This window comes from Nocardia farcinica (genome assembly GCF_001182745.1).
GTDB classification, from domain to species: Bacteria; Actinomycetota; Actinomycetes; order Mycobacteriales; family Mycobacteriaceae; genus Nocardia; species Nocardia farcinica.
This window is the reverse complement of record NZ_LN868938.1, coordinates 2,679,464-2,705,628: the sequence shown is the minus strand read 5'-3', so window position 1 is coordinate 2,705,628 and position 26,165 is coordinate 2,679,464. Positions and strand designations below refer to the sequence as shown.

Annotated in this window: 26 protein-coding genes, 1 tRNA gene and 1 pseudogene; 20 read left to right on the top strand and 8 right to left on the bottom strand. The window is 71.7% G+C overall.

What is annotated here, in order from left to right:
• The first annotated feature begins 11 nt into the window (after positions 1-11).
• From AMO33_RS13070 to AMO33_RS13025, 9 genes are all read left to right on the top strand, one after another.
• Positions 12-1,583, top strand: coding sequence for a bifunctional S-methyl-5-thioribose-1-phosphate isomerase/methylthioribulose 1-phosphate dehydratase (locus AMO33_RS13070; protein ID WP_060592776.1), 1,572 nt, complete (start codon positions 12-14; stop codon positions 1,581-1,583).
• Entirely contained in the window at positions 1,580-2,149 is a 570-nt protein-coding gene (locus AMO33_RS13065; protein ID WP_011207976.1) for a 1,2-dihydroxy-3-keto-5-methylthiopentene dioxygenase, read from the top strand. The genes AMO33_RS13070 and AMO33_RS13065 overlap by 4 nt, the downstream gene beginning before the upstream one ends.
• Before the next feature lie 23 nt (positions 2,150-2,172).
• Positions 2,173-3,543, top strand: a complete 1,371-nt coding sequence (locus AMO33_RS13055; protein WP_159033816.1) for an SGNH/GDSL hydrolase family protein — start codon at positions 2,173-2,175, stop codon at positions 3,541-3,543.
• An 86-nt stretch (positions 3,544-3,629) separates the two neighbouring features.
• On the top strand, positions 3,630-4,859 hold the full coding sequence (locus AMO33_RS13050; RefSeq protein ID WP_240327513.1) for an acyltransferase family protein: 1,230 nt from the start codon (positions 3,630-3,632) through the stop codon (positions 4,857-4,859).
• Between the two features lie 76 nt (positions 4,860-4,935).
• Positions 4,936-5,802: an alpha/beta fold hydrolase gene (locus AMO33_RS13045; RefSeq protein WP_011207980.1), complete on the top strand. Its 867-nt coding sequence runs from the start codon at positions 4,936-4,938 to the stop codon at positions 5,800-5,802.
• Positions 5,789-6,391 carry a TetR/AcrR family transcriptional regulator gene (locus tag AMO33_RS13040; protein WP_041559946.1) on the top strand — a complete coding sequence of 201 codons (603 nt, stop codon included), beginning with the start codon at positions 5,789-5,791 and terminating at the stop codon, positions 6,389-6,391. Before AMO33_RS13045 ends, AMO33_RS13040 begins: the two co-directional genes overlap by 14 nt.
• 61 nt (positions 6,392-6,452) lie before the next feature.
• Positions 6,453-7,223: a DNA repair protein RecO gene (gene recO, locus AMO33_RS13035; RefSeq protein ID WP_076573565.1), complete on the top strand. Its 771-nt coding sequence runs from the start codon at positions 6,453-6,455 to the stop codon at positions 7,221-7,223.
• 43 nt (positions 7,224-7,266) lie between these two features.
• The gene (locus AMO33_RS13030) at positions 7,267-8,070 is read left to right on the top strand and encodes an isoprenyl transferase (RefSeq protein WP_011207983.1); all 804 of its coding nucleotides are present in this window, start codon (positions 7,267-7,269) and stop codon (positions 8,068-8,070) included.
• 29 nt (positions 8,071-8,099) lie between these two features.
• Positions 8,100-8,513 (top strand): YbjN domain-containing protein, encoded by a 414-nt coding sequence (locus AMO33_RS13025; protein ID WP_011207984.1) that lies wholly within the window; start codon positions 8,100-8,102, stop codon positions 8,511-8,513.
• Here the strand turns inward: AMO33_RS13025 and AMO33_RS13020 are convergent.
• Positions 8,499-9,116, bottom strand: a complete 618-nt coding sequence (locus AMO33_RS13020) for a TetR/AcrR family transcriptional regulator (RefSeq protein WP_060592771.1) — start codon at positions 9,114-9,116, stop codon at positions 8,499-8,501. The genes AMO33_RS13025 and AMO33_RS13020 overlap by 15 nt on opposite strands.
• A 101-nt stretch (positions 9,117-9,217) precedes the next feature.
• Between AMO33_RS13020 and AMO33_RS13015 the strand changes: the two genes are divergently transcribed.
• Positions 9,218-10,195 (top strand): hypothetical protein, encoded by a 978-nt coding sequence (locus AMO33_RS13015; RefSeq protein WP_060592770.1) that lies wholly within the window; start codon positions 9,218-9,220, stop codon positions 10,193-10,195.
• Between the two features lie 146 nt (positions 10,196-10,341).
• Here AMO33_RS13015 and AMO33_RS13010 read toward each other — a convergent pair whose 3' ends face one another.
• Together AMO33_RS13010 and AMO33_RS13005 are read right to left on the bottom strand one after the other, a co-directional pair.
• On the bottom strand, positions 10,342-10,767 hold the full coding sequence (locus tag AMO33_RS13010; RefSeq protein WP_011207987.1) for a Fur family transcriptional regulator: 426 nt from the start codon (positions 10,765-10,767) through the stop codon (positions 10,342-10,344).
• 3 nt (positions 10,768-10,770) lie between these two features.
• Positions 10,771-11,115, bottom strand: a complete 345-nt coding sequence (locus tag AMO33_RS13005) for an ArsR/SmtB family transcription factor (RefSeq protein WP_011207988.1) — start codon at positions 11,113-11,115, stop codon at positions 10,771-10,773.
• Positions 11,116-11,415: 300 nt separating this feature from the next.
• Here AMO33_RS13005 and AMO33_RS13000 point away from each other — a divergent pair, with 300 nt between their 5' ends.
• On the top strand, positions 11,416-12,816 hold the full coding sequence (locus AMO33_RS13000; protein WP_011207989.1) for a glycine--tRNA ligase: 1,401 nt from the start codon (positions 11,416-11,418) through the stop codon (positions 12,814-12,816).
• Between the two features lie 48 nt (positions 12,817-12,864).
• Here AMO33_RS13000 and AMO33_RS12995 read toward each other — a convergent pair whose 3' ends face one another.
• Positions 12,865-13,470 carry a TenA family protein gene (locus AMO33_RS12995; RefSeq protein WP_011207990.1) on the bottom strand — a complete coding sequence of 202 codons (606 nt, stop codon included), beginning with the start codon at positions 13,468-13,470 and terminating at the stop codon, positions 12,865-12,867.
• A gap of 106 nt (positions 13,471-13,576) precedes the next feature.
• Here AMO33_RS12995 and AMO33_RS12990 point away from each other — a divergent pair, with 106 nt between their 5' ends.
• Positions 13,577-14,848, top strand: coding sequence for a phthiocerol/phthiodiolone dimycocerosyl transferase family protein (locus tag AMO33_RS12990; protein ID WP_076574198.1), 1,272 nt, complete (start codon positions 13,577-13,579; stop codon positions 14,846-14,848).
• 9 nt (positions 14,849-14,857) lie between these two features.
• Here AMO33_RS12990 and AMO33_RS12985 read toward each other — a convergent pair whose 3' ends face one another.
• Positions 14,858-15,457 (bottom strand): TetR/AcrR family transcriptional regulator, encoded by a 600-nt coding sequence (locus tag AMO33_RS12985; RefSeq protein WP_011207992.1) that lies wholly within the window; start codon positions 15,455-15,457, stop codon positions 14,858-14,860.
• A 29-nt stretch (positions 15,458-15,486) separates the two neighbouring features.
• Between AMO33_RS12985 and AMO33_RS12980 the strand changes: the two genes are divergently transcribed.
• Positions 15,487-15,837 carry a DUF6463 family protein gene (locus tag AMO33_RS12980; RefSeq protein WP_228791262.1) on the top strand — a complete coding sequence of 117 codons (351 nt, stop codon included), beginning with the start codon at positions 15,487-15,489 and terminating at the stop codon, positions 15,835-15,837.
• On the opposite strand, the gene AMO33_RS12975 is transcribed toward AMO33_RS12980, so the two are convergent.
• Complete coding sequence (locus AMO33_RS12975) at positions 15,815-17,821, bottom strand: TPM domain-containing protein (protein WP_060593464.1); 2,007 nt, start codon at positions 17,819-17,821, stop codon at positions 15,815-15,817. The genes AMO33_RS12980 and AMO33_RS12975 overlap by 23 nt on opposite strands.
• A 7-nt stretch (positions 17,822-17,828) precedes the next feature.
• Here AMO33_RS12975 and AMO33_RS12970 point away from each other — a divergent pair, with 7 nt between their 5' ends.
• Entirely contained in the window at positions 17,829-18,551 is a 723-nt protein-coding gene (locus tag AMO33_RS12970; RefSeq protein ID WP_081433165.1) for an MBL fold metallo-hydrolase, read from the top strand.
• Positions 18,552-18,690: 139 nt separating this feature from the next.
• On the opposite strand, the gene AMO33_RS12965 is transcribed toward AMO33_RS12970, so the two are convergent.
• The gene (locus tag AMO33_RS12965) at positions 18,691-19,263 is read right to left on the bottom strand and encodes a dihydrofolate reductase family protein (RefSeq protein ID WP_060592768.1); all 573 of its coding nucleotides are present in this window, start codon (positions 19,261-19,263) and stop codon (positions 18,691-18,693) included.
• 297 nt (positions 19,264-19,560) lie between these two features.
• Here AMO33_RS12965 and AMO33_RS30355 point away from each other — a divergent pair.
• The 5 genes and pseudogenes from AMO33_RS30355 to dnaG form a co-directional block, all read left to right on the top strand.
• A pseudogene (locus AMO33_RS30355) lies at positions 19,561-20,003 on the top strand (hypothetical protein); the annotation flags it as partial.
• Positions 20,004-20,064: 61 nt separating this feature from the next.
• The gene (locus tag AMO33_RS12955; RefSeq protein ID WP_060592766.1) at positions 20,065-21,216 is read left to right on the top strand and encodes a serine hydrolase domain-containing protein; all 1,152 of its coding nucleotides are present in this window, start codon (positions 20,065-20,067) and stop codon (positions 21,214-21,216) included.
• Between the two features lie 69 nt (positions 21,217-21,285).
• Positions 21,286-21,981 carry a YdcF family protein gene (locus AMO33_RS12950; protein WP_170916209.1) on the top strand — a complete coding sequence of 232 codons (696 nt, stop codon included), beginning with the start codon at positions 21,286-21,288 and terminating at the stop codon, positions 21,979-21,981.
• A 4-nt stretch (positions 21,982-21,985) separates the two neighbouring features.
• A complete protein-coding gene (locus tag AMO33_RS12945) occupies positions 21,986-23,245 on the top strand; it encodes a deoxyguanosinetriphosphate triphosphohydrolase (protein ID WP_060592764.1) in 1,260 nt (419 codons plus the stop codon).
• Between the two features lie 33 nt (positions 23,246-23,278).
• Positions 23,279-25,186: a DNA primase gene (gene dnaG, locus AMO33_RS12940; RefSeq protein WP_060592763.1), complete on the top strand. Its 1,908-nt coding sequence runs from the start codon at positions 23,279-23,281 to the stop codon at positions 25,184-25,186.
• Positions 25,187-25,199: 13 nt separating this feature from the next.
• Here dnaG and AMO33_RS12935 read toward each other — a convergent pair whose 3' ends face one another.
• Complete coding sequence (locus tag AMO33_RS12935; protein WP_011208001.1) at positions 25,200-25,454, bottom strand: hypothetical protein; 255 nt, start codon at positions 25,452-25,454, stop codon at positions 25,200-25,202.
• A 224-nt stretch (positions 25,455-25,678) separates the two neighbouring features.
• Between AMO33_RS12935 and AMO33_RS12930 the strand changes: the two genes are divergently transcribed.
• A tRNA-Asn gene (locus tag AMO33_RS12930) sits at positions 25,679-25,751 on the top strand.
• Positions 25,752-26,165 lie beyond the last annotated feature (414 nt).

The window sequence follows — 26,165 nt, the reverse complement described above, 5'->3', positions numbered from 1 at the left end:
GGGACGGGCCGATGCGACGTTCAGTGGACTGGGTCGACGGCGAGGTGCACGTCGTCGACCAGCGGGCGCTGCCGGGCGAGTACCGGATCGCGCGGCTGGGCACCGTCGAGGAGGTCGTCGCGGCGATCCGCACGCTCACCGTGCGCGGCGCGCCCGCCATCGGCGCCGCGGGCGCGCTGGCGGTGGCGTTGTCGGCGCGGGCGCACGGCGCCGATCTCGCCGCGGTGCGGGCCGAAGCCGAACACATCGCCGCGGCCCGGCCCACCGCGGTGAACCTGGCGTGGGCGGTGCGCCGGGTGCTGGCGCGGCTGCCGGACGGGCCCGCGGCCGTGCTGGCCGAGGCGCTGGCCCTGCTCGACGAGGACGAGCGTGTCGACCGGGAGATGTCGGCGCGGGCCGCCGACGAGGTGCGCGCGCTGTGCGGGCCGGGGCCGGTGCGGGTGCTCACGCACTGCAACACCGGGCGCTTCGCCACCGTCGGATGGGGGACCGCGCTCGGCACGGTGCGCGAGCTGGCCCGCCGCGGCGAGCTCGACTCGGTGCTCGCCGGGGAGACCCGGCCGCTGCTCCAAGGCGCCCGCCTGACGGCATGGGAACTCGCCGAAGCCGGTATCCCGCACCGGATCTGCGTGGACTCGGCGGGCCCGGGCGCGCTGGCCGCCGGCGCCGTCGACTGCGTGCTCGTCGGCGCCGACCGCATCACCGCGCTCGGCGATGTCGCCAACAAGATCGGCACCTACCCGCTGGCGCTGGCGGCGGCGCGCGCCGGGGTGCCGTTCGTGGTGGTGGCGCCGGAATCGACGGTGGACGAGTCGCTGACCGACCCGGCGGCGATCGTCCTCGAGGAGCGTGATCCGGCCGAGGTCACCACTTTCGCCGGCGTGCCCGTCGCGCCCTCGGGCACGGCCGCCTACAACCCGGCCTTCGACGTGACGCCGCGCGATCTGGTCACCGCGATCGTCACCGAACGCCGGACCCTGCGCCCGGCTCTCGGTTTCGGCGTGCCCGCGGTCGCGGCGCAGCTGTACGGGCGCGGCTGGCTGGACGGCACCGCGGGCAACCTCTCGGTGCGCCTGGACGCCGACCGGGCGCTGGTGACGGCCAGCGGACGCAGCAAGGGGGCGTTGACCGCCGCCGACCTGATCACCGTCGACCTGACCACCGGCGCCGCGCTCGACGCGGGCGCGCGGCCCTCCGCCGAGACCTCGATCCACGCCGCCCTCTACCGCGCCGTCCCCGGCTGCGGCGCGGTGGTGCACGCGCACCCACCGGCCGCGACCACCGCGGCCACGCTGCTGGCCGCCGCGGGCACAGTGGTGTTCGACGACTTCGAGATCGTCAAGGGTTTCGGTCCGCGCCCGGCCGGGCCGTTCACCGTGCCGGTGCTGACCAATCACGCCGAGGTGCCGCGCATCGCCGCCGACCTGGCGGCCCGGCTGACGCCGGACGCCGTGCCCGCGGCCCTGATCGACCGGCACGGCGCCACCACCTGGGGCCCGGACCTGGAGACCGCCCGCAACCGAATGGAGTGCCTGGAAATGCTGTGCGCCCTACAGCTCCGAACCGGAGGAGACCGGTCATGACGCTCGTACAGGTGATGGCACAGGACGACCGCGATCAGGTCGTGCTGCGCACCGCCGACCGCACCGAGATCGCCGACACCCTGCGGCCGTTCGGTATCCAGCTCGACCGGTGGCCGCTGCGTGAGCTGCCCGCCGACGCGGGCCAGGACGCGGTGCTCGCCGCCTACCGCGCGGAGGTGGACGAGGTCTGCCGCGCGGGCGGGTACCGGTTCGTCGACGTCGTGCGGCTGGTGCCCGCCCCCGAAGACCCCGAGTGGCCCGCCCGGGCCGCCGCCGCCCGCGGCCGTTTCCTCGACGAGCATCGCCACACCGAGCACGAGGTCCGCTTCTTCGTCGAGGGTCGCGGCTGCTTCTACCTGCATCTCGGCGACAAGGTCTACGCACTGGTCTGCGAGGCGGGGGATCTGGTCTCGGTGCCCGCGGGCACCACGCACTGGTTCGACATGGGCGCGCAGCCGCACTTCTGCGCCATCCGCTTCTTCGAACGCGAGGACGGCTGGATCGGGGACTTCACCGGTAGCCCGATCGCGTCCACCATGCCCACCCTCGACGAACTCGTCGGCTGATCCGTCTCTGGAGAGGGAACACCATGCAGCACACCGCCCGCCGCACCGTCCGCAGGTTCGCCGTCGCCGCGATGCTCACCGGCCTCGCCCTGGCCGCCGCGGGCTGCGGTGACGACGACGCGTCCACCGAGCAGTCCACCACCACCCGGTCGACCACGACGCGGCCCACCACCACGGCACCCGCGTCCGCCACCACGAGCATCACCCCGCCCACCACGACGGTCGAGCCGCCCGCCCCGGCGCCCGAGCCCGCCGCGCCCGCCCGGCCCCCAGCAGGCCCGGCCCCCAGCAGGCGCCGGCGCCCCAGCAGGCCCCCGCACCGCAACCGGCGCCGCAGCAGGCGCCCACCCAGCAGCAGGCCCCCGCGCCGCAGCCGGAACCGCCCACGCTGCCCGACCCCGGTTTCGAACCGCGCCCCGGCTACTGACCGATTCCCGCCACGTCCGACGAGGAATGCCATGACGCTCCCTTCCCGTGTCCGCCTGACCGCCGCCGCGCTCGGCTGGGCGGCCGCACTCGTCCTCGCCGCCGTCACCCCGGCCCAGGCGGCACCCGCCGCCGAGGGCAAATCGCTGGTGGTGCTCGGCGATTCGTTCACCGCCAACGGCGACATCGCCGCCGCCCTGGAGAACGCCGCGCCCGGCGCGAAATCCGATTGCTCGCACAGCCCGACCTCCTGGCCCACCCAGCTGGCCCAGGCCACGGGGGTGTGGGGCACGGCCGATTTCGCGGATCTGTCCTGCCGCGGGGCGTCCCTGGTGAGCGGGCCGGGCCTGACCCTGGTGCACCAGGCCCGCAACGCCGATGCCCAGGGCGCCTTCGGCCCGCGTACCCGGGCGGTGTTCATCCAGTCCGGGCTCAACGACGCCTGGGGCGAGAACACCGTGAAACTGCGGCAGACCCTGCTGAACTGCGTGCTCGACCTGGTGCGCGGGTGCGGGCCGGAAGCCGCCGAGCAGGGCCGGGCCACCGACTTCCGCGGGGTGAACGGCGCGCTCTTCGCCGACAAGATCCGGCCTGTCGTGCAATACGTGCGCTACTACGCGCCGAACGCGCGCATCGTCCTGGTCGGCTACCCGGAGATGAACGCGCCCGGCCAACAGCACTGGTGCGTGGACGTGCTCGGTCTCGGTTCCATCGTGCAGCAGCGCGCGGGCGCGGCGATCGCCCTGTGGGACCGGATGGACGCCGCCCAGCGCGAGGCGGCGGCTCTGTTGGGCGTGGAGTTCTTCGACGCCAGGGCCGTCACCGCGGGACACGGCCTGTGCTCGCCGGAGCCGTGGCTGGCCGGCATCCTCGACCCGCGCAGCGAACTCATGGGCACCCCGCTGCATCCCTCGGCCCGCGGTGACGCGGCCGTGGCGGCCGGGCTGCGCGAGCTGATCCCGAGCTGATCGTGCACCCCGCCGACACGGGGGAGCGGGCGGGCACGGCCGCGATCGTTCCCCCCGCCACCACCGCACCGTCTCCGATCGCGCCCGTGCCGGCCGGTCCCGCCGCGGCTGTCTCGGCCCGGGCCGCGGCGCCCGCGCCCGAGCGCAGGCCCGCCCTGCCCGCGCTCACCGGGGCGCGGTGGTGGGCGGCGTTCGCGGTGTTCGTGCTGCACGCGCTGGTGTTCCTGCCGGTCTACCCGTTCCAGAAATCGGAGTTGTTCCGGCAGATCCACCAGGTGCTGCCGATGCAGCTCGGCGCGGCGGGCGTGACGTTCTTCTTCGTGCTCTCCGGCTTCATCATCTACTGGTCGTTCCGTCCGGGCAGTTCGGTAAGCGGCTTCTACTGGCGCCGGGTGCTCAAGATCTATCCCACGCACCTGGTGGCGGCGGCCGCGTTCGTCGTGGTGGCGAGCGTGCCGTTGCACCGGCTGGTGGTGTGGTTGCCCAACCTCGCGCTGGTGCACACCTGGGTGCCGAAATGGACCACGGTCGGCGGTCTCAACGTGCCGTCGTGGTCGTTGTGCGCGGAAATCCTGTTCTACCTGAGCTTTCCGCTGCTTCTTCCACTGGTGCGACGGATACCCACGCATCGGCTGTGGCTCGCGCTGGCGGTGTTGTTCCTCGCGATCGCCCTGCTGCACACCGGCTTCTACCTCTGGGTGGACGGCCCGAAGGGGATCGCCAACGCGTTCGCACCCCGCCTCGTGCCGGGTGAGGTATCACCGCATCACGAACTGCACGCCTCCCCGGCCTGGTTCGCCCAACCCGACATCCCGGTCTCGCCGTCGTACTGGCTCAGCTACAACTTCCCGGCCTCCCGGCTGCCGGAGTTCTTCCTCGGCGTGCTGGCCGCCCGGCTGGTGCTGGAGGGCCGCTGGCGCACCACCGGCATGCTGGTTCCGTCGGCCGCCCTCGTCGTCGCGTACTTCGCGACCTTCGTGGTGCCGGTGAACTACAAGATGTCGGTGCTGCTGGTGGCTCCGATGACCGCCGTGGTGGCCACCCTGGCCGCGCGCGATCTGGCCGGCGTCCGTGGCCTCAACGCCGCGCCGCCGATGGTGTGGCTGGGCAAGATCTCCTACGCCTTCTACCTGATCCAGTTCCCGGTGATGGTGCTCGTCACCCGCCTCTTCATCGGTGGCGGGCAATTCGGCTTCCTCGGCTGGCTGGGCTGGGCGGTGCTGTGCCTGCTGCTCTCGGTGCTGGCGGCGGCGCTGATCTTCCACCTGGTCGACGAGCCGTTGATGCGACGATTCGGGCGCCGGGCGGGACGATGACCCTGGACATACATACGGAATGTATGTAATGTTCGACGTGTTCTCGCACAACGGGATTCGCAGAGGGGATGGGGTCATGACACACAGCAGTGCGCTCGGCCGGCAGCGGGAGATCGACCTGCCCGGCGGGCGGATCAGGTACTACGAGACCGGAAGCGGTTCCCCGGTCGTGTTCGTGCACGGCTTGCTCGTCAACGCCAACCTGTGGCGCAAGGTCGTCCCCGACATCGCCGCCGCCGGGTATCGGTGCCTCGCGCCGGACTGGCCGCTGGGGGCGCATTCGATCCCGGTGCCGGAGGCCGACCTGTCGCCCGCCGGGCTCGCCGATCTCATCGCGGCCTTCCTGGACCGGCTCGACCTCACCGACGTCACCCTGGTGGCCAACGACACCGGCGGTGCCATCACCCAGGTGCTGCTCGCCCGTCAGCGGGCCAGGATCGCGCGCGTGGTGCTGGCCTCGGTGGACTGCTACGAGCGGTTCCTGCCGCCGCCGTTCAAGCTCCTCACCCCGCTGGCTCGGATTCCCGGCTCGCTGCGCCCGGCCACCGAACTGCTGCGCATCCGCGCCCTGCATCCGCTGCCGATCGCGCTGGGCTGGGTGGTCAAACGTCCGGTGCCCCCGGAGGTCGTGGACACCTACCTGCTGCCCAGCCGCCGCTCCGGCGCCATCCGGCACGACCTGCGCCGTTTCCTGGCGGGCGCGCGCAACAGCTACACGCTGGAAGCCGCGCGCCACTTCGGCGAGATCGACCTGCCGGTGCTGCTGGTGTGGGCGCGCGAGGACAAGCTGTTCCCGGTGCGGTTGGCCGAGCGCTTGGCCGCGGACCTGCCGAACGCCACGCTGCGGTTCGTCGACGACTCCTACACCGCGATCCCGGAAGACCAGCCCGCCGCGCTGACCGAGCTGATCCTGGACTTCACCCGCCAGCATGCAGCGACGTAGCCAGCTCGACCGCACCCGCAGCACCCGTGGGCAACTGGAACAGGCGGCTCGCGAACTGTTCGCCGAGCGCGGCTTCACGGCCGTCTCGGCCGAGGAGATCGTGGCCGCCGCCGGGGTGACGCGCGGTGCGCTGCAATACCACTACGGCGACAAGCGCGGGCTGTTCGTCGCGGTGCTCGAACAGCTCGAACGGGAGAACAGCGCCGAACTCGCCGCCGCGATGGCCGCGGTGCCGCCCTCGAACGATCCGATGGCGGGCCTGCGCGAGGGACTCGACACCTTCCTGCGGATCTGCCGCAGGCCGGAGATGGTGCAGATCGCGCTGTCGGACGCGCCCGCCGTGCTCGGCTGGCATGCCTGGCGCGACTTCGAGGTGCGCTACGGTCTCGGGTTGCTCATCGAGCAGTTCGAGGCCGCGCGCAGCCTCGGCCTGCTCGCCGACGCGCCGGTGCGCATGCTCGCCCAGGTGGTGCTCAGTGCCGTCACCGAGGCGGGCATGATCGTCGCGCACTCCGAGGACCAGGCCACCGCCCACGCGCAGGCCCTGGATGCCCTGGTGTTGCTGATCGGCGGGTTGCTGCGTTCCTGAGTCCGGCCGCCGCCCTCATGTCCGCAGCGTGGTTGTCGCGCCCGCGTGCGAGGATGGGGGCGTGCGGTTGTATCGGGACGAAGCGGTGGTGGTGCGCCAGCACAAGCTGGGCGAGGCGGACCGCATCGTCACGCTGCTGACCCGGCAGCACGGGCTGGTGCGCGCGGTGGCCAAGGGTGTGCGGCGCACCAGGTCGCGGTTCGGCGCCCGGCTCGAACCGTTCTCCTACATCGACGTGCAGCTGCACCCCGGACGCAATCTGGACACCGTCACCCAGGTGCACACGGTGGAGTCCTTCGCCGCCGACATCATCGACGACTACGGCCGCTACACCACCGCCTGCGCGATCCTGGAGACCGCCGAACGCCTCGCGGGCGAGGAGCGCGCCCCCGCGCCGAAGCTGCACGCGCTCACCGCGAGCGCCCTGCGTGCCATCGCCGCCAAACAGCGCCCGCACGAACTCGTGCTGGACGCCTATCTGCTGCGCGCCATGCGCTTCGCCGGCTGGGCGCCCGCGCTCGACGAATGCGCCAAATGCGCCACCCCGGGTCCGCACCGCGCCTTCCACGTGGCCGCGGGCGGCGCGGTCTGCGTGCACTGCCGCCCGCCCGGCGCGGCCACCCCGGCGCCGGGCGTGCTCGACCATCTCGTCGCGCTGGCGCGGGGGGAGTGGGACGGTATCGAGGCCGTGCCCGAGTCGACCCGCAAGCAGGCCAGCGGCCTGGTCGCCGCGCACCTGCAATGGCATCTCGAGCGGCAGTTGCGCACCCTGCCGCTGATCGAACGCTCCGGCCCGGCCCGCGACGCGGCGACCGCCGGGCACGCGGGCTGAGCCCGCGCCCCACCCGCCGAGCGGCGTGCCGCCATCGGGCAGGATGGAGCCCGTGATCCTCCGTCGTGACCCCGCCTCCGCGACCCGCACCGTGCGCCCGCCCGCCCCGCATCCGTCCGGCGCGCGTCCGCCGCAGCTGCCGCCGGAGCTGGTGCCCAATCACGTGGCCCTGGTGATGGACGGCAACGGACGCTGGGCCCAGGAGCGCGGCCTGCCCCGCACCGCCGGGCACGAGCGCGGCGAGGCGGTGCTGATGGACACCGTCGAGGGGTGCATCGAGATCGGCGTGAAGTGGCTCTCGGCGTACGCGTTCTCCACCGAGAACTGGCGGCGCAGCCCCGAGGAGGTGCGCTTCCTCATGGGCTTCAACCGCGACGTGATCCGCCGCCGTCGCGACGAGATGCACGAGATGGGCGTGCGGGTGCGCTGGGCGGGCAGGCGTCCGCGGTTGTGGCGCAGCGTGATCAAGGAACTCGAGGTGGCCGAGGAACTCACCAAGGACAACACCGTGCTGACGCTGACCATGTGCGTCAACTACGGCGGTCGCGCCGAGATCGCCGACGCGGCACGGGAAATCGCCCGACGGGTGGCCGCGGGGGAGATCGATCCCGAACGGGTGGACGAGCGCACCGTTGCCCGGTTCCTCGACGAGCCGGACATGCCCGACGTCGACCTGTTCCTGCGCCCCTCCGGCGAGTTCCGCACCTCCAATTTCCTGCTGTGGCAGTCGGCTTACGCCGAATACGTCTTCCAGGAGACGTTGTTCCCCGACTTCGATCGGCGCAACCTGTGGGAGGCCTGCCTCCAGTACGCTTCGCGTGACCGCCGATTCGGCGGCACGAAGTAGACGCGACGCAGGCGAACGGTGGCACGGAGATGGACGCGGCAGTGACCCCCGATCAGGAACTACAGGCCCGCGCGGGCGCGTGCCTGACCCGCTACGACGTCGACGTGCGGGTCGACCCGGAGGGCTCGCTCGGCTTCGAGTACGAGGGCGCGCTGTGCTCGCTGCGCGCGGTGAATCTGGCGCCCGGCCTCGACGTGCTGAGCCTGACCTGCGTGCTGGCCTGGGACCGCCCGCTCAAACCGCAGCTGCACAAGCGAGTCGCCGAGCGCAACAACGCCTTACAGTTCGGCTCGCTCACCGTGATCGCGCACGGCAAGCTGGCCGATGTCATCCTGCGCTACACCTTCCCGGCCGCGGGGCTCGACGATCAGGCGCTCACCACGATGCTGCTGCTGGTGCTCTCCGGCGCGGGCCGCGCCCGGCAGGGGCTACTCGCGCCCTGAGGGCAGCGGTGCCGCCATCGGCATCAGCGCTTCGACACCGCGGGCGAGGGTGTCGGCATCCACATCGCCCAGGATCAGGTGCTCGAGGATGAATCCGGGCAGCACGGTGATCAGGGTCTTGGCGACGGCGTCGACGTCGGCGTCGGGGGCCAGCAGGCCCGCGTCCCGCATCCGCGCGGCGTACTCGAACCACAGGTCCCTGATCCCGCCCATCGCGCCGCGCACCGCCACCGCGGCTTCCTCGTTGACCAGTGCCAGTGCCCAGGCCTGCGGGGCCAGCCGGACCATGCCGTCGGGTCCGCTGCGCCGCATCACCTCCAGGGCGACCGTGTGCACCAGTTCGGCGGGGGTCGGTAGCCGCTCGGCCCGCACGGCGGCGGTGATCACCGCGCGCAGTTGCACGCTCGTCTGCCCGGCCAGCGCCGCCACCAGGTCGTTCTTGCTCTTGAAGTAGCGGTAGACGGCACCGGCGGACAGGCCCGATTCGGCGAAGACGTCCTGCATGGACGTCTCGAAGAAGCCCTTGCGCGCGAAGCACCGCTGGGCCGCGTCGAGGATCTGCTGTCGGCGGCGTTCGAGGTGTTCTTCGCTGACCCGGGGCATGGTTCCAAATTAAAACGAATGTTCGTTCTTGACAAGCGAACGGGGCCGGTGGGACCGTGGACGCACAAAGAGAACGGACATTCGATTTCTTGGGAGAAGCGATGAACACCCTGCGACGCGCGCTCGCGGTGGGCCTCGGTGCGGCCCTGTTGCAAGCGCTGATGCTGATCGCCTTCGCCTGGCCGGCGGCCAACCTGGCACCCCGCGATCTGCCGGTCGCCGTGGCCGGCCCGCAGGCCGCCGCGATCGCCGAGCGGCTCACCGCGCACAGTCCCGGTGCCTTCGCGGTCACCACGCTGCCCGACGGCGCGGCCGCCCGCGCCGCGATCGCGGATCGCGAGGTCTACGGTGCGATCGTCACCGGCGAGGGCGCACCGCGCACCCTGGTCGCCTCGGCCGCGAGCCCGGCGGTGGCCCAGCAGCTCACCGCGATGGCCCAGCAGCCGTCGGGTGCGCAGGGCGGCGCGGTGGAGGACGTGGTGGCCGCCGACCCGGACGACCCGCGCGGGGCGGCCTTCGGCGCGATGGTGTTGCCGCTGGTGATGTCCGGCATCGCCGCCGGGGTGCTGCTGAGCCTGCTGGTCACCGGCTCGGGCGCGCGGCTGGCGGGCGTGGCCACCTTCGGCGTGGCGGGTGGGCTGCTGAGCATGGCGCTCGCGCAGGGCTGGCTGTCGGCGCTGCCCGGCTCCTATCCGGCGCTCGCCGCGGTGGCGGGCCTGGCCTCGTTCGGGGTCGCCTGCGCGATCGTGGGCCTGAACGCGGTGATCGGACGGGCGGGTATCGGGCTCGGCGCGCTCACCATGCTCCTGATCGGCAACCCGTTCTCCGCGGCCACCTCCGCCCCGGAACTGTTGCCGCAGCCGTGGGGCGCGCTCGGCCAGCTGCTGCCGCCGGGTGCGGCGTCCTCACTGCTGCGGTCGGTCGCCTTCTTCGACGGCGCGGGTGCCACGAAACCCCTTGTGGTACTGCTCGTCTGGGCCGCCTGCGGGATCGCGCTGCTCGGTGTGGCGGCGCTGCGCGAGCGGGCCCGCGGCGCCGAGCGCGAGGTCACGGCGGCGAGCGAGCCCGCCCTGGCCTGAACGGGTCGACGGACCCGGCCTACGTCGACCCTCGATACACCGGAAATCGGGTGCGCATCGCCGCCGCGATGCGCACCCGATCGATGTGTCCCCGGGGTGAGGGGCACGACCGGCATCCGGCCGCGACCGTTGTGCGTCCGCCGTCCTCAGCTACGGCGCTCGGCGCAGTCGCGGCAGGTGCCGAACACCTCGATGGTGTGGCTGACGTCGGTGAAACCGTGTTCGCCCGCGATGGCGTCGGCCCACGCCTCGACGGTGGGGCCGGCCACCTCGACCGTGCGCCCGCAGTGCCGGCACACCAGGTGATGATGGTGGCCGCTGGAGCACTGCCGGTAGACCGACTCGCCGGAGTCGGTGCGCAGCACGTCGACCATGCCCGCGTCGGCCAGGGACTGCAGGGTCCGGTAGACGGTCGTCAGGCCGATGCCCTCGCCGCGCTTGCGGAGCTCGTCGTGCAGCTCCTGCGCCGAGCGGAACTCATCGATGTCGCCGAGCAACGCGGCGATCGCGCTGCGCTGGCGCGTACTGCGAATTCCGACCGGCTTCTGCGGGGCGGACGTCTTGTCCTGCACGGATCACCCTTCCTCGGCGTGCGCGACGGCGTCGACGACGATGTGTGCGAGATGGTCGTCGACGAGTTCGTAGAGCACCTCGCGTCCGGATCGCTCACCGTGCACCACGCCGGCGGACTTGAGGATGCGCAGGTGCTGACTGACCAGCGGCTGCGTCACGCCGAGCGCGTCGACGAGTTCGTGCACGCAGCGCGGCGACTCCCGCAACTGCAGCACGATCGCGATGCGGACCGGCGCCGCGAGCGCGCGCAGCAGTTCACCGGCGTCCTCGAGCACGCTGCGGGCGGGCACCGGGGCGGGCCCGGGGGAGCGGTACGGTGTGTGCGCGGCGGCCGTATCGGCGGTCATCGGAAACCATCTCCTTAATGGAAAGCGATCCCATTTTGATATGCACAGTTGCGCATGTCAAACAGGCGCGCCGGAGAATCCGAACCGCACTGCTTCGGAGCGGGGAAACCGCAGGTCAGTGACCGAAGCGAGGGGCGGAGCGCGGCGGCGACGTCGGGGTGGACGGGCCGAGTCGCCGGTGCTGCCCGGCCGCGACGCGGCTGGTGCACGGCCGCCGCACGGCTACGGATAGGCTAGTCCCATCCTTAGTGTCGGCTGCACACTATTGCATTGCTTGTAAACCAATCCGACTCGCAGTGGATGGAGAAATCTCGCGTGGCACCCAAGTCGAAGGTGGACACCGTTGCCAACCTCGCCAAGCGCCGGGGTCTGGTGTACCCGTGCGGTGAGATCTACGGAGGCACCAAGTCGGCCTGGGACTACGGGCCGCTCGGGGTGGAGCTGAAGGAGAACATCAAGCGGCAGTGGTGGCGGTCGATGGTGACCAGCCGCGAGGACGTCGTCGGCCTGGACTCCTCGGTGATCCTGCCGCGTCAGGTCTGGGAGGCCTCCGGCCACGTCGCCACCTTCACCGACCCGCTGGTCGAGTCGCTGATCACGCACAAGCGCTACCGCGCCGACCATCTGCTGGAGGCGTACGAGGAGAAGCACGGCCACCCGCCGGCCAACGGCCTGGCCGACATCCGCGACCCCGAGACCGGCGAGCCCGGCCGGTGGACCGAGCCGCGCAACTTCTCCGGCCTGCTCAAGACCTTCCTGGGCCCGGTCGACGACGAGGAGGGCCTGCACTACCTGCGCCCGGAGACCGCCCAGGGCATCTTCATCAACTACAAGAACGTCGAGACCACCGCGCGCAAGAAGCCGCCGTTCGGCATCGCCCAGATCGGCAAGAGCTTCCGCAACGAGATCACCCCGGGCAACTTCATCTTCCGCACCCGCGAGTTCGAGCAGATGGAGATGGAGTTCTTCGTCAAGCCGGGCGAGGACGAGCAGTGGCACCAGTACTGGATCGACACCCGGCTGGCCTGGTACACCGACCTGGGTATCGACCCGGAGAACCTGCGCCTCTACGAGCACCCGAAGGAGAAGCTGTCGCACTACTCGACGCGCACCGTCGACATCGAGTACCGCTTCCGCTTCCAGGGCAGCGAGTGGGGTGAGCTGGAGGGCGTCGCCAACCGCACCGACTACGACCTCAAGACGCACTCCGAGCACTCGGGCACCGAGCTGAGCTACTTCGACCAGGCCAACAACGAGCGCTACATCCCCTACGTCATCGAGCCGGCGGCCGGTCTGACCCGCTCGCTGATGGCGTTCCTCGTCGACGCCTACGCCGAGGACGAGGCGCCCAACGCCAAGGGCGGGGTGGACGTGCGCACGGTGCTGCGCCTTGACCGCAGGCTCGCCCCGGTCAAGGCCGCCGTGCTGCCGCTCTCGCGCAACGCCGACCTCACCCCGAAGGCCAAGGATCTGGCCGCGCAGCTGCGCAAGCACTGGAACGTGGAGTTCGACGACGCGGGTGCGATCGGCCGCCGCTACCGCCGCCAGGACGAGATCGGCACCCCGTTCTGCATCACCGTCGACTTCGACACCCTCGAGGACCAGGCGGTGACCATCCGCGAGCGCGATTCCATGGCGCAGGAGCGCATCGCGCTCGACAAGGTCGAGGGCTACCTGGCCCAGCACCTCATCGGCGTCTGACCGCACCGCGACGGCCCGCCACCGCGCGGTGGCGGGCCGTCGGCGTGCTCAGGGCACGTCCCAGAAGGCGAGTTCGTGCCGCATGGCTTCGCGGAACAGCGTTTCCGCGCGGGCCGGGTCGGCGCCGGATTCGTCGAGCATCTGCGCGCAGCGGCGGGTGAGGGCGGCGAATCCGGGATCGGCGTAGGTCTCGACCCAGCGCCGGTAGCGCGGCTCGGCGGGCGGGTCGGCGGCCAGCAGCGCGCCCAACGTCGAATAGCCCCACATGCAGGGGTAGAGCGCGGCCAGGCCGTCGGCGTAGTCGGCGGCGGCGTCGAGCAGGAAGGCGGTGTAGGCGGCGCAGGGCGCGCCCTTCACCGCGTTGTCGAGGTCGGCGCCGAACTCCGCCGCCAGCGAGCGGTGCAGGGCGAGCTCGTCGTGAAAGGTGCTGTGCGCCAGATCGACCAGGTCGCCGAGGTGGGCGTCGGGCGCCTGCCAGGCCAGCCGGCTGAAGACCCGCACGTAGTCGAGCAGGTACAGGTAGTCCTGTTCGAGCCAGGAGCGGAACACCGGCTCGGGCAGGTCGCCCGCGGCGATGCCGGCGACGGTGGGATGGCGGCGCTGCTCCTCGACGAGCGGGCGGCCGATTTCCTCCAGGTGCGCGGAAAGACTCATGCCCGCAGTCTGGCGCATCCCCGGCCGCTGCCCGTCCGGGGCCGTCCCACTGCCACCGGTGCTCGTCCCACTTGCGCACCGGCGACCCGCCCGTCACTCTTGCGGTGTGTGGTGGGATGAGGACGTGGTGGTGCGCGAGCTCGCGCCGTCGGAGGCGCGGTTCGTGCGGCACGGCACGTACACCGGGCGTTCGATCGTGGTCCGCGGCGCGCTCGAGATCGCCGCGCTCCGAGCGGCTTTCACCGCCCTGCAGCGCGAGTACCCGGTGCTGGTCTGCCGGATCGTCGAGGACGCCGCGGGTGGCGGATGGTTGCTGCGCCCCGGCGAGGCGATCGGCGCGTGGGTCGCGCCGGGGGACGTCGATGCCGTCCGGATCCCCGCCGAACCCGTGGATCCCGGACGCCAGCTCGCCTACCTCGACATCGTGCCCGATGCCGACCGCGCCCGCGTCACGCTGTTCGCCCACCACGCGATCGCCGATGCCAGGCACTGCGTGGCGCTGTTCGCGCGGCTCTGGCAGCACTACACCGAGGGCGTCCAGCAGGGTGCGACGAGCGTGGTGCCGCACGAGATCCCGCAGTCGCTGGAGTGGTACGCCGCCCGCCGGGGCGCCCGGCGCAGCGCGCTGTCGGGACTCGAGGAGGTCGCTACGCCGCTGTCGACCGTCGCGCACGCCCTGCCGTTGGAACCGCCGCCGCCCGCACCGCCGACGCTGGCCCGGCCCGCGCGCGTGGTGCTGGACGCGGCCGCGACCGGACACATCATCGCGCTCGGGCATCGGCACGGCGTCACCGTCAACGGCCTGGTCACCGCCGCGCTGCTGCGCGCCGTCGCCGCCGAGAAGGGCGGTCCCGCAGCGGAATCCGTGCCGCTGACCTGTGTGTACCCGGTGGATCTGCGCACCCGCTTCGACCCCCCGGTGGCCGCGGCGGCGGGCACCAACATGGGCGGGCTGGCCGGGTTCGCCGCCGAGATCGGCCCGGCGACCGGCTTCGTGCCGCTGGCCAGGCGCATCGCCGCGCGCCTCGGCCACGATCTGGCCGAGGGCGTCGTTCAGCAGTCGGTGCTGCACTTCCCGGAGTTCTTCGGCCCCCGGCGCGTGCATTCGTTGGCCGGACACGTCGCGATCACCAACACCGGCGTGGTGCCCGCCTTCGCGATGCCACCCGGCCTGTCGGTGACCGACTACGAAATCGTTTATCTCAGTGCCCATCCGCGGCCCTCGGCGGGCGCCGCGGCCGCGGTCACCTTCCTCGTCTACACCTTCGCGGCGCGGTTGTGCGTGGGGGTGCTCGGCGGTGGTGCGCTGGCCGACCGGCTGCCGGATGCGGTGTCTCGCGAATTGTCCGCCCTGGCGGCCGAACCCATCGACGCCTGAGTCCCGCGGTCAGCGCGGCGCGGGACGCCTGCCGAACTCGCGGACCACGGCGCCGGTCGCGGTGGCCACCACGTCGTCGACCCAGTCCGGGATGGGTGCGGCCCGCGCGATGTAGTCGCGGACCAGGCCGTAGGGGATGGCCTTGACCGCGGCTTCGGCGATCGCCATCCGGTGCTCGTCGGCGGCGCCGAACTCGGCCACCACGGCCGCCCGCAGCGCGGCGTTCATGTCGTCGTTCACACCGGCGATCTCGGCCCGCAGTTCCGGCGGGCCCACCTCGAGCAGTTCCTCGTGGTGGAACATCTTCATCGCCCGCGCCTCGGTGGGGTGGGCGCGGCAGTAGCGCGGCAGGTGGATCGCGGCCGACAGCAACGGGTCGGGGCCGCCGAGCGCCTCGACGAACCCCACGTGGAAGCGACGGATCGAGCGCAGCCACAGCCGCGCCAGCAGTTCGTCGCGGGAGGGGAACCGCAGGTAGATCGACCCGGTGTGCACACCGGAGGCGGCGCTGATCGCGGCGATGGTCGGGTGCAGCGTGGCGGGATCGGCGAGCAGATCGCGCGCCGCGTCGAGAACCTGATCGTCGGTGAATCGCCGGGGTCTTGCCACGGGGACAGCCTAGGGCATAGTTTATGAATATGAATTCAAAAACTCCGCCACCGCTCGTCGGATCCCTGCTCACCGTCATCGGCGCCGGCCACACCGGGCTCGGCGTGGTGGACTGGCTCACCAAGGATCAGCCGACCGAATTGTCCTTCTGGTTCACCGGATTCGGCGTCGTCGGCATGGCCCTCGGCGTGGCCGTGATGGAGGTGGAGCGGGCCCGCGGCTACGTCCCCGGGCCCGTGCTGGCCGCCGTCGCCGCCATGACCGCCTTCGGCTTGGCGTTCGAGCCGATGTCGGGGTTCCTCACCGTCCTGGTGCCGCTCGGCATCGGCGTGGCGGGCTGGGCGAAGCGCCGGTCGGTCAGAACCGTCCACCGCGGCTGACCCGCCGCGATCCGCTCGAACCGCCGAAGGAGCGCGGGCCGAAACCCCCGCCCCCGAAACCACCGCCGCCGAAACCTCCACCGCGTCGCCCGCCCGTCATCGCGCCACGGAGCAACCCTTCCACGAGGATGCCGCCGAGGATCGCCCCGGCCTGCGCCCCGCCCGAGGGCGGCCTGCTCGCCTCGAAGGCCCGCACGCTGGCCTGTGCCTCCTGTAAGGCACGACCGGCCAGCCCGGCAGCGGACTGGGCGTGGGTGAGTGCCTGGGCCGGGTCGGCGGCGGCCAGTGCCCGGGCGGCGTCGAGGTGGCGCTGGGCTTCGGAGAGCCGCGTGCGGGCGGTGGCGTCCACACCGCCGCGGCGGGTGCTGATGAAATCGGCGGCGGCGCCGATCCTGGCCTGCGCGTCGGTCATCGCGTGATCGAACCGACGGCGCAGATCCGCCACCGCGAGCTTGCGGTCCGTGGCGGCGGCCAGCGCCCGATCGAGGTCGGCGTCGGCGGCCACGGCGTCGTGGAACGCGCTGAGCGGATCGGTGTCGGCCTGGGCGGTGGCGGCGTCGAGGGTCTGGCGGGCCGCGGCCGTGGCGGCGGCCAGCTCCGCGCCGCCGTAGCCCTCCAGCTCGGTGGCGGCGGCGATGTCCTTGCGCAGTTCGTCGAGCGCGGCGGGCAACCCGTCGCGGGCCTGCTGGATGTTCGCGGCCGCGTTGTCGACGGCGTCGAGCAGGGCGCGGGCCTGGCCGATCGCGCTCTCGGCCGCGCGGATCGCGCCCACCGCCGGACCTTGCTCGCCCACGGGCCGGGCCAGCGCGGCGCGCCCGGCGTCGATGTTCTCCTCGGCGAAGGCGATGCGTTCGCGCGCCATCCGCACGTTGTCGGCGATCGGCGCGAGCACGCCGGCCGGATGCGTCGCGGCGAGCCGGGTGAGTTCGGCCTCCGAGGCCGGCACGCGGCCGGTGAGCTCCACCAGATCCCGGGTCAAGCCGTCCAACCGGCCCGGCGCGTCGATGAGCAGGTCGCGCATGGCGTCGAATTCGGCCACCCGGGCGTCCAGTTCGCGGTCGGCCCGCCCGACCAGGGTGATGAGCTCGATCAGGAGGCTGCGCTGTTCGTCGGGTGTCTCGGGCACCGCGTCGTCGAGCTGCTGCCGGATGCGGAACGCCCGGGCCGCGGCCGCCTTCGCCTCGCCGACCGCGGTGGTGAACGGCATCGCCGCGGTCTCGCCGAACTCGCCGACGGCCAGGGCGAGCTCCTCGGCACTGGCCCGGATCGCATCGTCGATCTCGACGAGCACCTCCCGCGAGCGGGCGTGCAGCGCCGCCAACGGCAACGCGGCCAGCGCCGCGGAATCGGTGGGATCGACCTGGCGGGCGGCGGCCAGTTCGGTGGCGGCGCGGTCGCGACGGCGTTTCCGGGACCAGAGCACCAGCCCGCCCACCAACGCCGCCACCACCAGCAGCGCGACCAGCACCGCGCGGCCGCTGATCCCGCCACCGCTCAACGCCGCCCCGAGACCGTCGGCCGCCGCCACCGCCGCCTCGGCCCACCGGCTGTCCCGCAACGCGGGCTCGACCCGATCGGTCAGCACGGTGTCGAGCTCACCGTCGGAGACGCCGCCCGGCACGCTGCCCGCCAACCAGTACTCGCGGGCATCGGTCGCCACCGCGAGCAACAGGTCGCGCTCGCCGAACCCGGACACCGCGGCCGTGCGGGTCGCCCACTGCTCCGGGCTCGCACCGCCGAAATCGTGGACGTAGTACACCCACAGCCGGATCCGGTGGTCGGCGTAGAGACGGTCGACCGCCGAGCGGACCCGCGCCGCGCCGTCGCCGTCCAGCACCCGGGCCTCGTCCACCACGTAGGTGCCCATCCGGGTGGGCGGCTCGGCCAGCGCGCCCGGGGCACCGGTCAGCGCGAGGATCACCAGCAGCAGGCCGACGATCACCCGGGCGGACCGGCGGACACGGTTTCTCGTCGGCAGCGGCATGCCATGAATGTATCCCCCGCCGCCGGGGTTGCCGTGGAATAGCATCGGTGGGGTGATCACGATCGACCGCCCGTACACCGGCCACGTGTCCCCCGGATCGAACCCGCAGCAGCGCGACCTCGACGGCGCCCGCATCGTCAAGATGGCGGTCGGCGGCATGGACAACAACGTCTACCTGGTGCAGTGCGCGGCCACCGGCGCCGCCGTGCTCATCGATGCCGCCAACGAAGCCGACCGCATCCTCGAACTGGTCGAGCAGGAGATGCCCGGCAAGGTCCGCCTGATCGTCACCACCCACCAGCACCCCGACCACTGGGCGGCCCTGCAGCAGGTCGCCGCCGCCCTCGACGTCCCCACCGCCGCCCACGCCCTCGACGCCGAGCCCCTGCCCGTCAAGCCCTACCGCCTCCTCGACGACGGCGAAACCGTCGAGATCGGCGAACTCGCCCTCGACGTCATCCACCTGCGCGGCCACACCCCCGGCTCCCTCGCCCTCGCCCTCCCCGAACCCGCCGTCCGCACCCACCTGTTCACCGGCGATTCGCTGTTCCCCGGCGGCGTCGGCAAAACCTGGTCCCCCGCCGACTTCGACACCCTCCTCGGCGACGTCACCACCAAGATCTTCGACCGCTACGACGACGACACCGTCGTCTACCCGGGCCACGGCGACGACACCACCCTCGGCGTCGAACGCCCCCACCTGAACGAATGGCGCGAACGCGGCTGGTGAGGGAACAGTCGCCGGCCCAATTCCAGATGATCGCCGCAGCGGTGCAGCCTCGAGGTACGCGCGGGACCGATCCGGCGGTCTCCCGCGCCGGTGCTGTCCCGGTCAACGACAGCAGGCGGGACAGTCGGGAGGTCGATCCTCACCTGTGCCGGGTGGGCCGGAAGATCAGTTCCTGGATGCGGTTGTCGAAGGTTCGGCTGTCGAGCAGTTCGAGGTCGAAGTCTTCGGCTCCGCGGAAGATGGGTGCCTCGCCGGTGCGGCCGGTGATGACGGGGAAGATCGTCACCTGGACGCGGTCGACGAGCCCGGCGGCCATGAGCGCGCGGTTCATCGACAGGCTGCCGTGTGAGCGCAGCGGCACGTCCGATTCCGCTTTGAGCCGGGCGACGATGTCGACGGCGTCGCCTGCGGCGAGGGTGGCGTCGGGCCAGGGGGCGGTGTCGGTCAGCGTCGTGGACACGACCGTGGTGGGCATGCCGCGCATGCGCGCGTTGATGGGGTCGAGGTCGGGCACCGCGCCGATCATCTCCACGAACTCACGGAAGGTGTTGGCGCCGAGTACCATTCGCTGGTCCTCGATCATCTGCGCCACGCGGTGGTCGAGGAACTCGGGGCCGTGTTTGCCCCAATACCCGCCCCAGTCCCCGTCCGGACCGTACGAGCCGAAGCCGTCGAGGCTGGTGAAGACGTCGAAGGTGTAGACGGCGGTCATGGCTGTTCCTCCAATGCTGATCGGTCTGTCGATACAGACCGGCGGCGCGGCGGAAACTCATCGGCGCGCGGGGTGGGACGTCGCGGGACCACCCGGGGAAAGGACGTCGGCCGTATGCAGTGGTGGGGAGGGTTCGTCGGCCGTGCCCGGTACCTGGTGATCGGCGTGATCGCCGCGGCGGCGCTGGCGCTCGCGGGCTACGGTCACGGGTTGGCGGACCACCTGAGTTCGGGCGGCATGTTCGACCCACCTCGGAATCGTCCGAGGCCGGTCGCCTCGCCGATGCCGCGTTCGGCCGCAACCGACCGGCCCCCGGGCGTGCGGATGCTCGTCGGCGGCGTGCCCGCGTTGCAGAAGGACAGCATCGACGCCCTGCTGGTTCGGATGCCGTGGATGATCGCGCTGGTGGTGCTGGTGACCACGGTGCTGATGTTCCTGACCTTCGGCTCGCTGGTGCTGCCCCTCGAGGCCGCCGCGATGAGTGCGCTCGGCCTCGGCTCGACGCTGGGCATCCTCACCTGGATCTTCATCGACGGCAACGGCGCGGGTCTGCTGAACTTCACCCCGCAGCCCATCCAGTCGAACATGCTGGTGGTGATCATGGCCGTCGCGCCGCGTTGATCATCGACGCCACCGTGCTGCGCATGCTCCTCGTGCCCGCCACCATGAAACTGCTCGGCGACGACTGCTGGTGGGCGCCGCGATGGATGAAACGCCTCCAACGGCGAATCGCCGTGTGACGGAGCACCGGGGTCCACGTTTCCGCCCGCCCACTGAACTGATACGTGTTCTAATTCGGTGATGGGCAACGTTGCGGGCACGTGCGATCCGGCCTTCGCCGCCGTGCGGGAGGTCTTCGAAGCGTCGCTGGCCGCGGGCGCGGATCTCGGCGCGGCGGTGGCGGTGTTCGTGCGGGGCCGCCCGGTGGTGGATCTGTGGGGCGGCACGGCGGACCGGCGAAGCGGGCGGGCGTGGGAAGCCGACACCCCGTGCGTGGCGTTCTCCAGCGGCAAGGCGGTCACGGCTGTCGCCGCCCTGGCGGTGATGCGGCGCACGGGCATCGAGCCGGAGACGCCGGTCGTCGACTGGTGGCCGGAGTTCGGCGCGCACGGCAAGGACGCGGTCACCACCGAGCACCTGTTCACCCACAGCGCGGGGCTGCCCGTGCTCGAACGTCCGATCACCAAGGCCGAGGCGGCCGATCCGGCCGCGATGGCGGCCGAACTCGCGGGCCAGGCCCCGCTGTGGGAGCCGGGCACCCGGCACGGCTATCACGCGCTCACCTACGGGTGGCTGGTCGGCGAACTGGTCCGTCGCGGGACCGGCCGCAGCGTAGGGGAATTCGTCCGTGAACTGGTCGACGGCGAGCTGTGGTTCGGTCCGCCCGCCGAGGTGATCGCGAAGGCGGCCCGGCTCGAGTTCCCCGCCGCACACGAGATGACCTGGGAGCCGGGCGACTCCGCCAGCGCCGACGCCGTGGTCGGCCGCCTCGCCGCCGCCTACCGCGATCCGGACTCCCTGTTGATGCGCTCCTCGACGAATCCGCGCGGCTCCCACAACGATCCGGCCGTGCTCGCCGGTGGCTGGCCCGCCAGTGGCCTGGTGGCCACCGCCCGCGGTCTCGCCGGCTTCTATCGCGACCTGCTCGGCGGCGCCCTGATCCCGGAGTCCCTGCTGCGCGACGCGGTCCGGGAGCGGGTGCGCGGCGCCGACGAGGTCCTGCTTCTCGACAGCGCCTTCGGACTCGGCGTGATGCTGCCCTCCCAGACCCTGCCGGTCCCGGAAGCCGCGCGCGCCGGCGCATTCGGTCATCCGGGCGCCGGTGGGTCACTCGGTCTGGCCGATCCCGACCACGACCTGGCCTTCGCCTTCGTGCCCAACATGCGCCGCGAAGCCCTCGCCGGTGACCGGCGTGCCGAGGACCTGCTCGCCGCCGTCTACGCCGCGCTGTGACAGGCCCGCGGACCACGCCGGCCTTCACCCGTACCGCGTGCGCGGCACCCACCTGGCAGACTTGGTGGAGTGATCTCGGCACCACAGCGCAACCGCTCGGCTTCGGCGTACGAATCCGGTCTCGCGCGGGGTGTGGGGGCCGGGCTCGCCCGCTGGATTCGGCGCACCGTGGCGGCGGCCGTGCTCATGAGCATGGTGCTGGTCGGCGGCACCGCCGTGCGGGTGTGGCAGGTGGCCCGCATCGACGACTACACCCCGGCCGACGCGATCGTGGTGCTCGGGGCGGCGCAGTACTCCGGCACGCCCTCGTCGGTGTTCGAGGCCCGGCTCGACCAGGCCTACGACCTGTTCCGGGCCGGTGTCGCCCCCCGCGTCATCACCGTCGGCGGTAAACAGGAAGGCGACCTCTACACCGAGGCCGCCTCCGGCAAGATCTACCTGGAGGGTCGCGGCGTCCCCGCCGAGGCCATCCTGGCCGTGGAGACCGGCTCGGACACCCTGCGCAGTGTGGAGGCCGTCGCGCTGGCGATGAAGGCCCGTGAGATGTCCTCGGCCGTGCTGGTCAGCGATCCCTGGCATTCGCTGCGCACCCGCACCATGGCGCGCGACGCCGGCCTGCGCGCGTGGACCGCGCCCACCCGCACCGGCCCCGCCGTCTACACCCGCGAATCCCAGGCGCACGGCATCGCCCGGGAGACCTTCGCGCTGCTGTGGTACCAGCTCACGCATTTCTCCGCCGACTTCCCCTACACCGCGGGACAGTGACCTGATGGGCGACTACACCGAACACGACCGCGAGCGGATGGTGGTCGAGGGCGCCAAGACCGCCGGGCTCGGCTCGCCCGACACCGAGTTCACCGCCGGGCACCGCACCCAGTTCGCCCGCGACCGCGCCCGGGTGCTGCACTCGGCCGCGCTGCGCAGGCTTGCCGACAAAACCCAGGTGATGGGTCCCCGCGACGGCGACACTCCACGCACCCGGCTCACCCACTCCATCGAGGTCGCCCAGATCGGCCGCAGCATCGCCGACGGTCTCGGCTGCGACCCCGACCTCGTCGACCTCGCCGGTCTGGCCCACGACATCGGCCACCCGCCCTACGGTCACAACGGCGAGAAGGCGCTGGACGCCTTCGCCGACCCCTACGGCGGATTCGAGGGCAACGCCCAGAACCTGCGCATCCTCACCCGCCTCGAACCCAAGGTGCTCGCCCCCGACGGCACCAGCGCGGGCCTGAACCTCACCCGCGCCGCCCTCGACGCCGCCATCAAATACCCGTGGGGTCGCACCGGCCCGGGCACCAAATTCGGCGCCTACGACATCGACGCCGACCGGCTGGCCTGGATCCGCAAGGGCGCCCCGGACCGGGTGCGCAGCCTGGAATGCCAGATCATGGACTGGTCCGACGACGTCGCCTACTCGGTGCACGACGTCGAGGACGGGGTGATCGCCGGGCGCATCGACCTGCGCGCCCTGGCCGACCCGCAGGAGCAGGCCGCGCTCGCCGCGATGGGCCATCGCCAGCATCCCGAACTCGGCGTCGACGAGCTGATCGCCGCCGCCCAGCGCCTGTCCGAACTGCCGGTGGTCGCCGACGCCTTCCGCTACGACGGCACCTTCGCCAGCTCGGTGGCGCTCAAGCGGCTCACCAGCGAACTCGTCGGGCGCTTCGCCACCGCCGCAATCACCGCCACCCGTGCCGTCGCCGGGCCCGCGCCGCTGGTGCGATACCAGGCGAGCCTGGAGATACCGCCGATCGTCGCCGCCGAGGTCGCGATCCTCAAGACCGTGGCGCTGCGCTACGTGATGTCCGACCCGGTGCACAAGCAGCGCCAAGCCGCCCAGCGCGAACGCATCCAGGCCGTGGCCACCGGCCTGCTCGCGACCGCGCCGCGACACCTGGACCCCCAGCTGCTGCCGTGGTGGGCCGAGGCCGACTCCGACACCGCCCGCGTGCGGGTGATCGTCGACCAGATCGCCTCCTACACCGAGAGCAGGCTCGAACGCGTCGCCGCCCAACTGGCCGGATGATCAGCGCGCGGGCCCGGCGCTAGACTTCACCCCGTGGCCGGACGACTCCCTGATCGCGATATCGCGGCAATTCGCGACCGTGTCCGGATCGAGGACGTGGTGGGGGAGTACGTCGCCCTGAAACGGGCGGGCGCGGACTCGATGAAGGGCCTGTGCCCCTTCCACGACGAGAAGTCCCCGTCGTTCCACGTGCGGCCCAACCACGGCCTGTTCCACTGCTTCGGCTGCGGTGAGGGCGGCGACGTCTACAAATTCCTGCAGAAGATCGAGCACATCGGCTTCGTCGAAGCCGTCGAACAGCTCGCCGACCGAGTCGGCTACCAGATCAACTACGAGGGCGGCGGCACCTCGGTGCAGCGCGACCGCGGCACCCGCGCCCGCCTGGTCGCCGCCAACGCCGCCGCGCACGAGTTCTACATGGCGCAGCTGGCCGAACCCGAGGCCGAAGCCGCCCGCAAGTACCTCACCGACCGCGATTTCGACGCCGCCGCCGCGCGCCTGTTCGGCTGCGGCTACGCCCCCGCCGGCTGGGACACCCTCACCAAACATCTGCTGCGCAAGGGCTTCGAATTCAAGGAACTCGAGGCCGCCGGGCTGTCCCGGCAGGGTAAGCGCGGCCCCATCGACCGCTTCCACCGCCGCCTGCTGTGGCCGATCCGCAATCTCGGCGGCGAGGTCATCGGGTTCGGCGCGCGCAAGCTCTTCGACGACGACACCATGCCCGGCAAATACGTCAACACGCCGGAAACGCTGCTGTACAAGAAGTCCCAGGTGTTGTTCGGCCTCGACCACGCCAAGCGCGAGATCGCCAAGAGCCGCCAGGCCGTCGTCGTCGAGGGCTACACCGATGTGATGGCGATGCACCTGGCCGGGGTGAAGACCGCCGTCGCCTCCTGCGGCACCGCCTTCGGCGACGAGCACATGGCCATCCTGCGCAGGCTGCTCATGGACGACAACTTCTGGCGCGGCGAGATCATCTACACCTTCGACGGCGACGCGGCCGGGCAGGCGGCGGCGATCAAGGCGTTCTCCGGCGACCAGAAGCTGGCCGGGCAGACCTACATCGCCATCGCCCCCGACGGTCAGGACCCCTGCGAACTGCGCCAGCGCAGCGGCGACGCCGCCGTGCGCGACCTCGTCGCGCGCCGGACCCCGTTGTACGAGTTCGTGATCCGCGGCCTGCTGGCCGAGCACGATCTCGACACGGTGGAGGGCCAGGTCGAGGCGCTGCGGCGGGCGGTGCCCGTGGTCGCCCAGATCAAGGACAACGCCACCCGCAAGGCCTACGCCACCCGGCTGGCCGGCTGGGTCGGCTGGGACGACATCCAGACCGTCGTGCGGCGCGTCGGTGAGGAGGCCAAGCGCGGCCGCACCGGCATCGCCCCGCGCCGCGCCCCCGCCGCCCCCGCCAAGGTCGCCGAACATCCGGCCGCGCGCCCCAACCCCAACGACCCCGTCCTGCTGCCGCAGCGCCAAAGCCTCTGCGCCGCACTGCAATACCCGGCGATCGCGGGCGCCGTCTTCGACGCGCTCGAACCGGAAGCCTTCACCCACCCCGCCTACGCCGCGATCCGCACCATGATCGCCGAGGCGGGCGGGGCCTCCTGCGGGCTCAGCGGCGCCGAATGGGTCAACGCCGTCGCCGACGCCACCGACGACCTCACCCTGCGCGCCCTGGTCTCCGAACTCGCCGGCGCGCAACTGCCGGTCAAGAGCGTCAACGACATTCCCCGCTTCATCACCGGCGTGCTCGCTCGCGCCCAGGAAGCCTACGTCGGCCGGCAGATCGCCACGCTGAAGTCCAAGCTGCAGCGCCTGTCCGCCAACGACCAGACCGACGAATACCTCGCGCTGTTCGGCGATCTCGTCGCGCTCGAGCAGTATCGCAAGAGCCTGGAAGCCCAGGCGATGGGCAACTCCGACGACTTCGCCGCGGGCTGAGGCGGCCCTCAGCTCACTTGCTCTTGTGCCGCAGCTGATCGTGCGGCACCAGCACCGTGGTCCGCTCGTCCAGCGGCACCATCGGCTCCAGCTGCGGGCGGGTGCTCAACTTGTCCGACAGCTTCTGCCGCCCCACCAGCACCAGCTTGCGCGTCACCGGGCTGCCCGTCACCGCGCGGGTGGCCGCACTGATCTGCTCGTAGCGCGCCCGCCCGGCCTTCGAGCCGAGCACATATCCGGCCGCGACGCCGATCAACAACCGCAGCATCTGGTAGAGCTCCTCCCAATCGCCTGTTCGCGGCTACCATCCTGCCCGAAACGCACACCCCCTGTCGATCCGGCCACCCCGGCACATCCGTGCCCTCCCGCCCCAGCCGCCCCAGCGATGACCGGCGGCATCATCGCAGGTAGAAGCGCGATTTGGGAACCGGACGGCCGATACGCTAAAGTTTCTCCTCGGCCCGCCCGGAACGGGAGAGCCACCGAGGATAGTCCCCTATAGCTCAATTGGCAGAGCAGCCGACTGTTAATCGGCAGGTTTCTGGTTCGAGTCCAGATGGGGGAGCAGGAAAAGGCCTCTGACCAGCAGGTCACTCTGCATGGTCAGAGGCCGTTTTGTAGTGTGGTCACCGAACTCTCCAGTAAGCCTCGAGAAAGTCCGGTCACGTCCGATTGCATCGTCATCCTGCGCCCGCATTGCCGAGCGAGCCATTACTGCACCGTGGGCGACCGCTGCTGCCGTGATGCACCCGCGCTCGGGCCCTGTACTTGCGCTGAGTCATGGCCGGATCGGCGTGCTGCAGGACGTCGGCGGTGACCCGGCCCCACAGACCTTCGTTATCCAAGATCATCGCGATGAGTTTCCGGAACGAATACGGGACGCGTGGACCAACACACTGACACCGAGATGAACCAGAGCTCATCGACCAATGTGCGCTGATCCGCCCACGCGACCCTTCGGGGCGACGTTCTCCGGTAC

Coding starts and splice junctions, on each gene's coding strand:
- AMO33_RS13070 (WP_060592776.1), top strand. CDS start 12: ATGCGACGTTCAGTGGACTGGGTCGACGGCGAGGTGCACGTCGTCGAC.
- AMO33_RS13045 (WP_011207980.1), top strand. CDS start 4,936: ATGACACACAGCAGTGCGCTCGGCCGGCAGCGGGAGATCGACCTGCCC.
- AMO33_RS12955 (WP_060592766.1), top strand. CDS start 20,065: ATGGGCAACGTTGCGGGCACGTGCGATCCGGCCTTCGCCGCCGTGCGG.
- AMO33_RS12970 (WP_081433165.1), top strand. CDS start 17,829: ATGTATCCCCCGCCGCCGGGGTTGCCGTGGAATAGCATCGGTGGGGTG.
- AMO33_RS13055 (WP_159033816.1), top strand. CDS start 2,173: ATGCAGCACACCGCCCGCCGCACCGTCCGCAGGTTCGCCGTCGCCGCG.
- AMO33_RS12935 (WP_011208001.1), bottom strand. CDS start 25,454: ATGCTGCGGTTGTTGATCGGCGTCGCGGCCGGATATGTGCTCGGCTCG.
- AMO33_RS13040 (WP_041559946.1), top strand. CDS start 5,789: ATGCAGCGACGTAGCCAGCTCGACCGCACCCGCAGCACCCGTGGGCAA.
- AMO33_RS12980 (WP_228791262.1), top strand. CDS start 15,487: ATGAATTCAAAAACTCCGCCACCGCTCGTCGGATCCCTGCTCACCGTC.
- AMO33_RS13020 (WP_060592771.1), bottom strand. CDS start 9,116: ATGCCCCGGGTCAGCGAAGAACACCTCGAACGCCGCCGACAGCAGATC.
- AMO33_RS12965 (WP_060592768.1), bottom strand. CDS start 19,263: ATGACCGCCGTCTACACCTTCGACGTCTTCACCAGCCTCGACGGCTTC.
- AMO33_RS13030 (WP_011207983.1), top strand. CDS start 7,267: ATGGAGCCCGTGATCCTCCGTCGTGACCCCGCCTCCGCGACCCGCACC.
- AMO33_RS12945 (WP_060592764.1), top strand. CDS start 21,986: ATGGGCGACTACACCGAACACGACCGCGAGCGGATGGTGGTCGAGGGC.
- AMO33_RS13015 (WP_060592770.1), top strand. CDS start 9,218: ATGAACACCCTGCGACGCGCGCTCGCGGTGGGCCTCGGTGCGGCCCTG.
- AMO33_RS13000 (WP_011207989.1), top strand. CDS start 11,416: ATGGAGAAATCTCGCGTGGCACCCAAGTCGAAGGTGGACACCGTTGCC.
- AMO33_RS13065 (WP_011207976.1), top strand. CDS start 1,580: ATGACGCTCGTACAGGTGATGGCACAGGACGACCGCGATCAGGTCGTG.
- AMO33_RS12995 (WP_011207990.1), bottom strand. CDS start 13,470: ATGAGTCTTTCCGCGCACCTGGAGGAAATCGGCCGCCCGCTCGTCGAG.
- AMO33_RS13025 (WP_011207984.1), top strand. CDS start 8,100: ATGGACGCGGCAGTGACCCCCGATCAGGAACTACAGGCCCGCGCGGGC.
- AMO33_RS13005 (WP_011207988.1), bottom strand. CDS start 11,115: ATGACCGCCGATACGGCCGCCGCGCACACACCGTACCGCTCCCCCGGG.
- AMO33_RS12975 (WP_060593464.1), bottom strand. CDS start 17,821: ATGCCGCTGCCGACGAGAAACCGTGTCCGCCGGTCCGCCCGGGTGATC.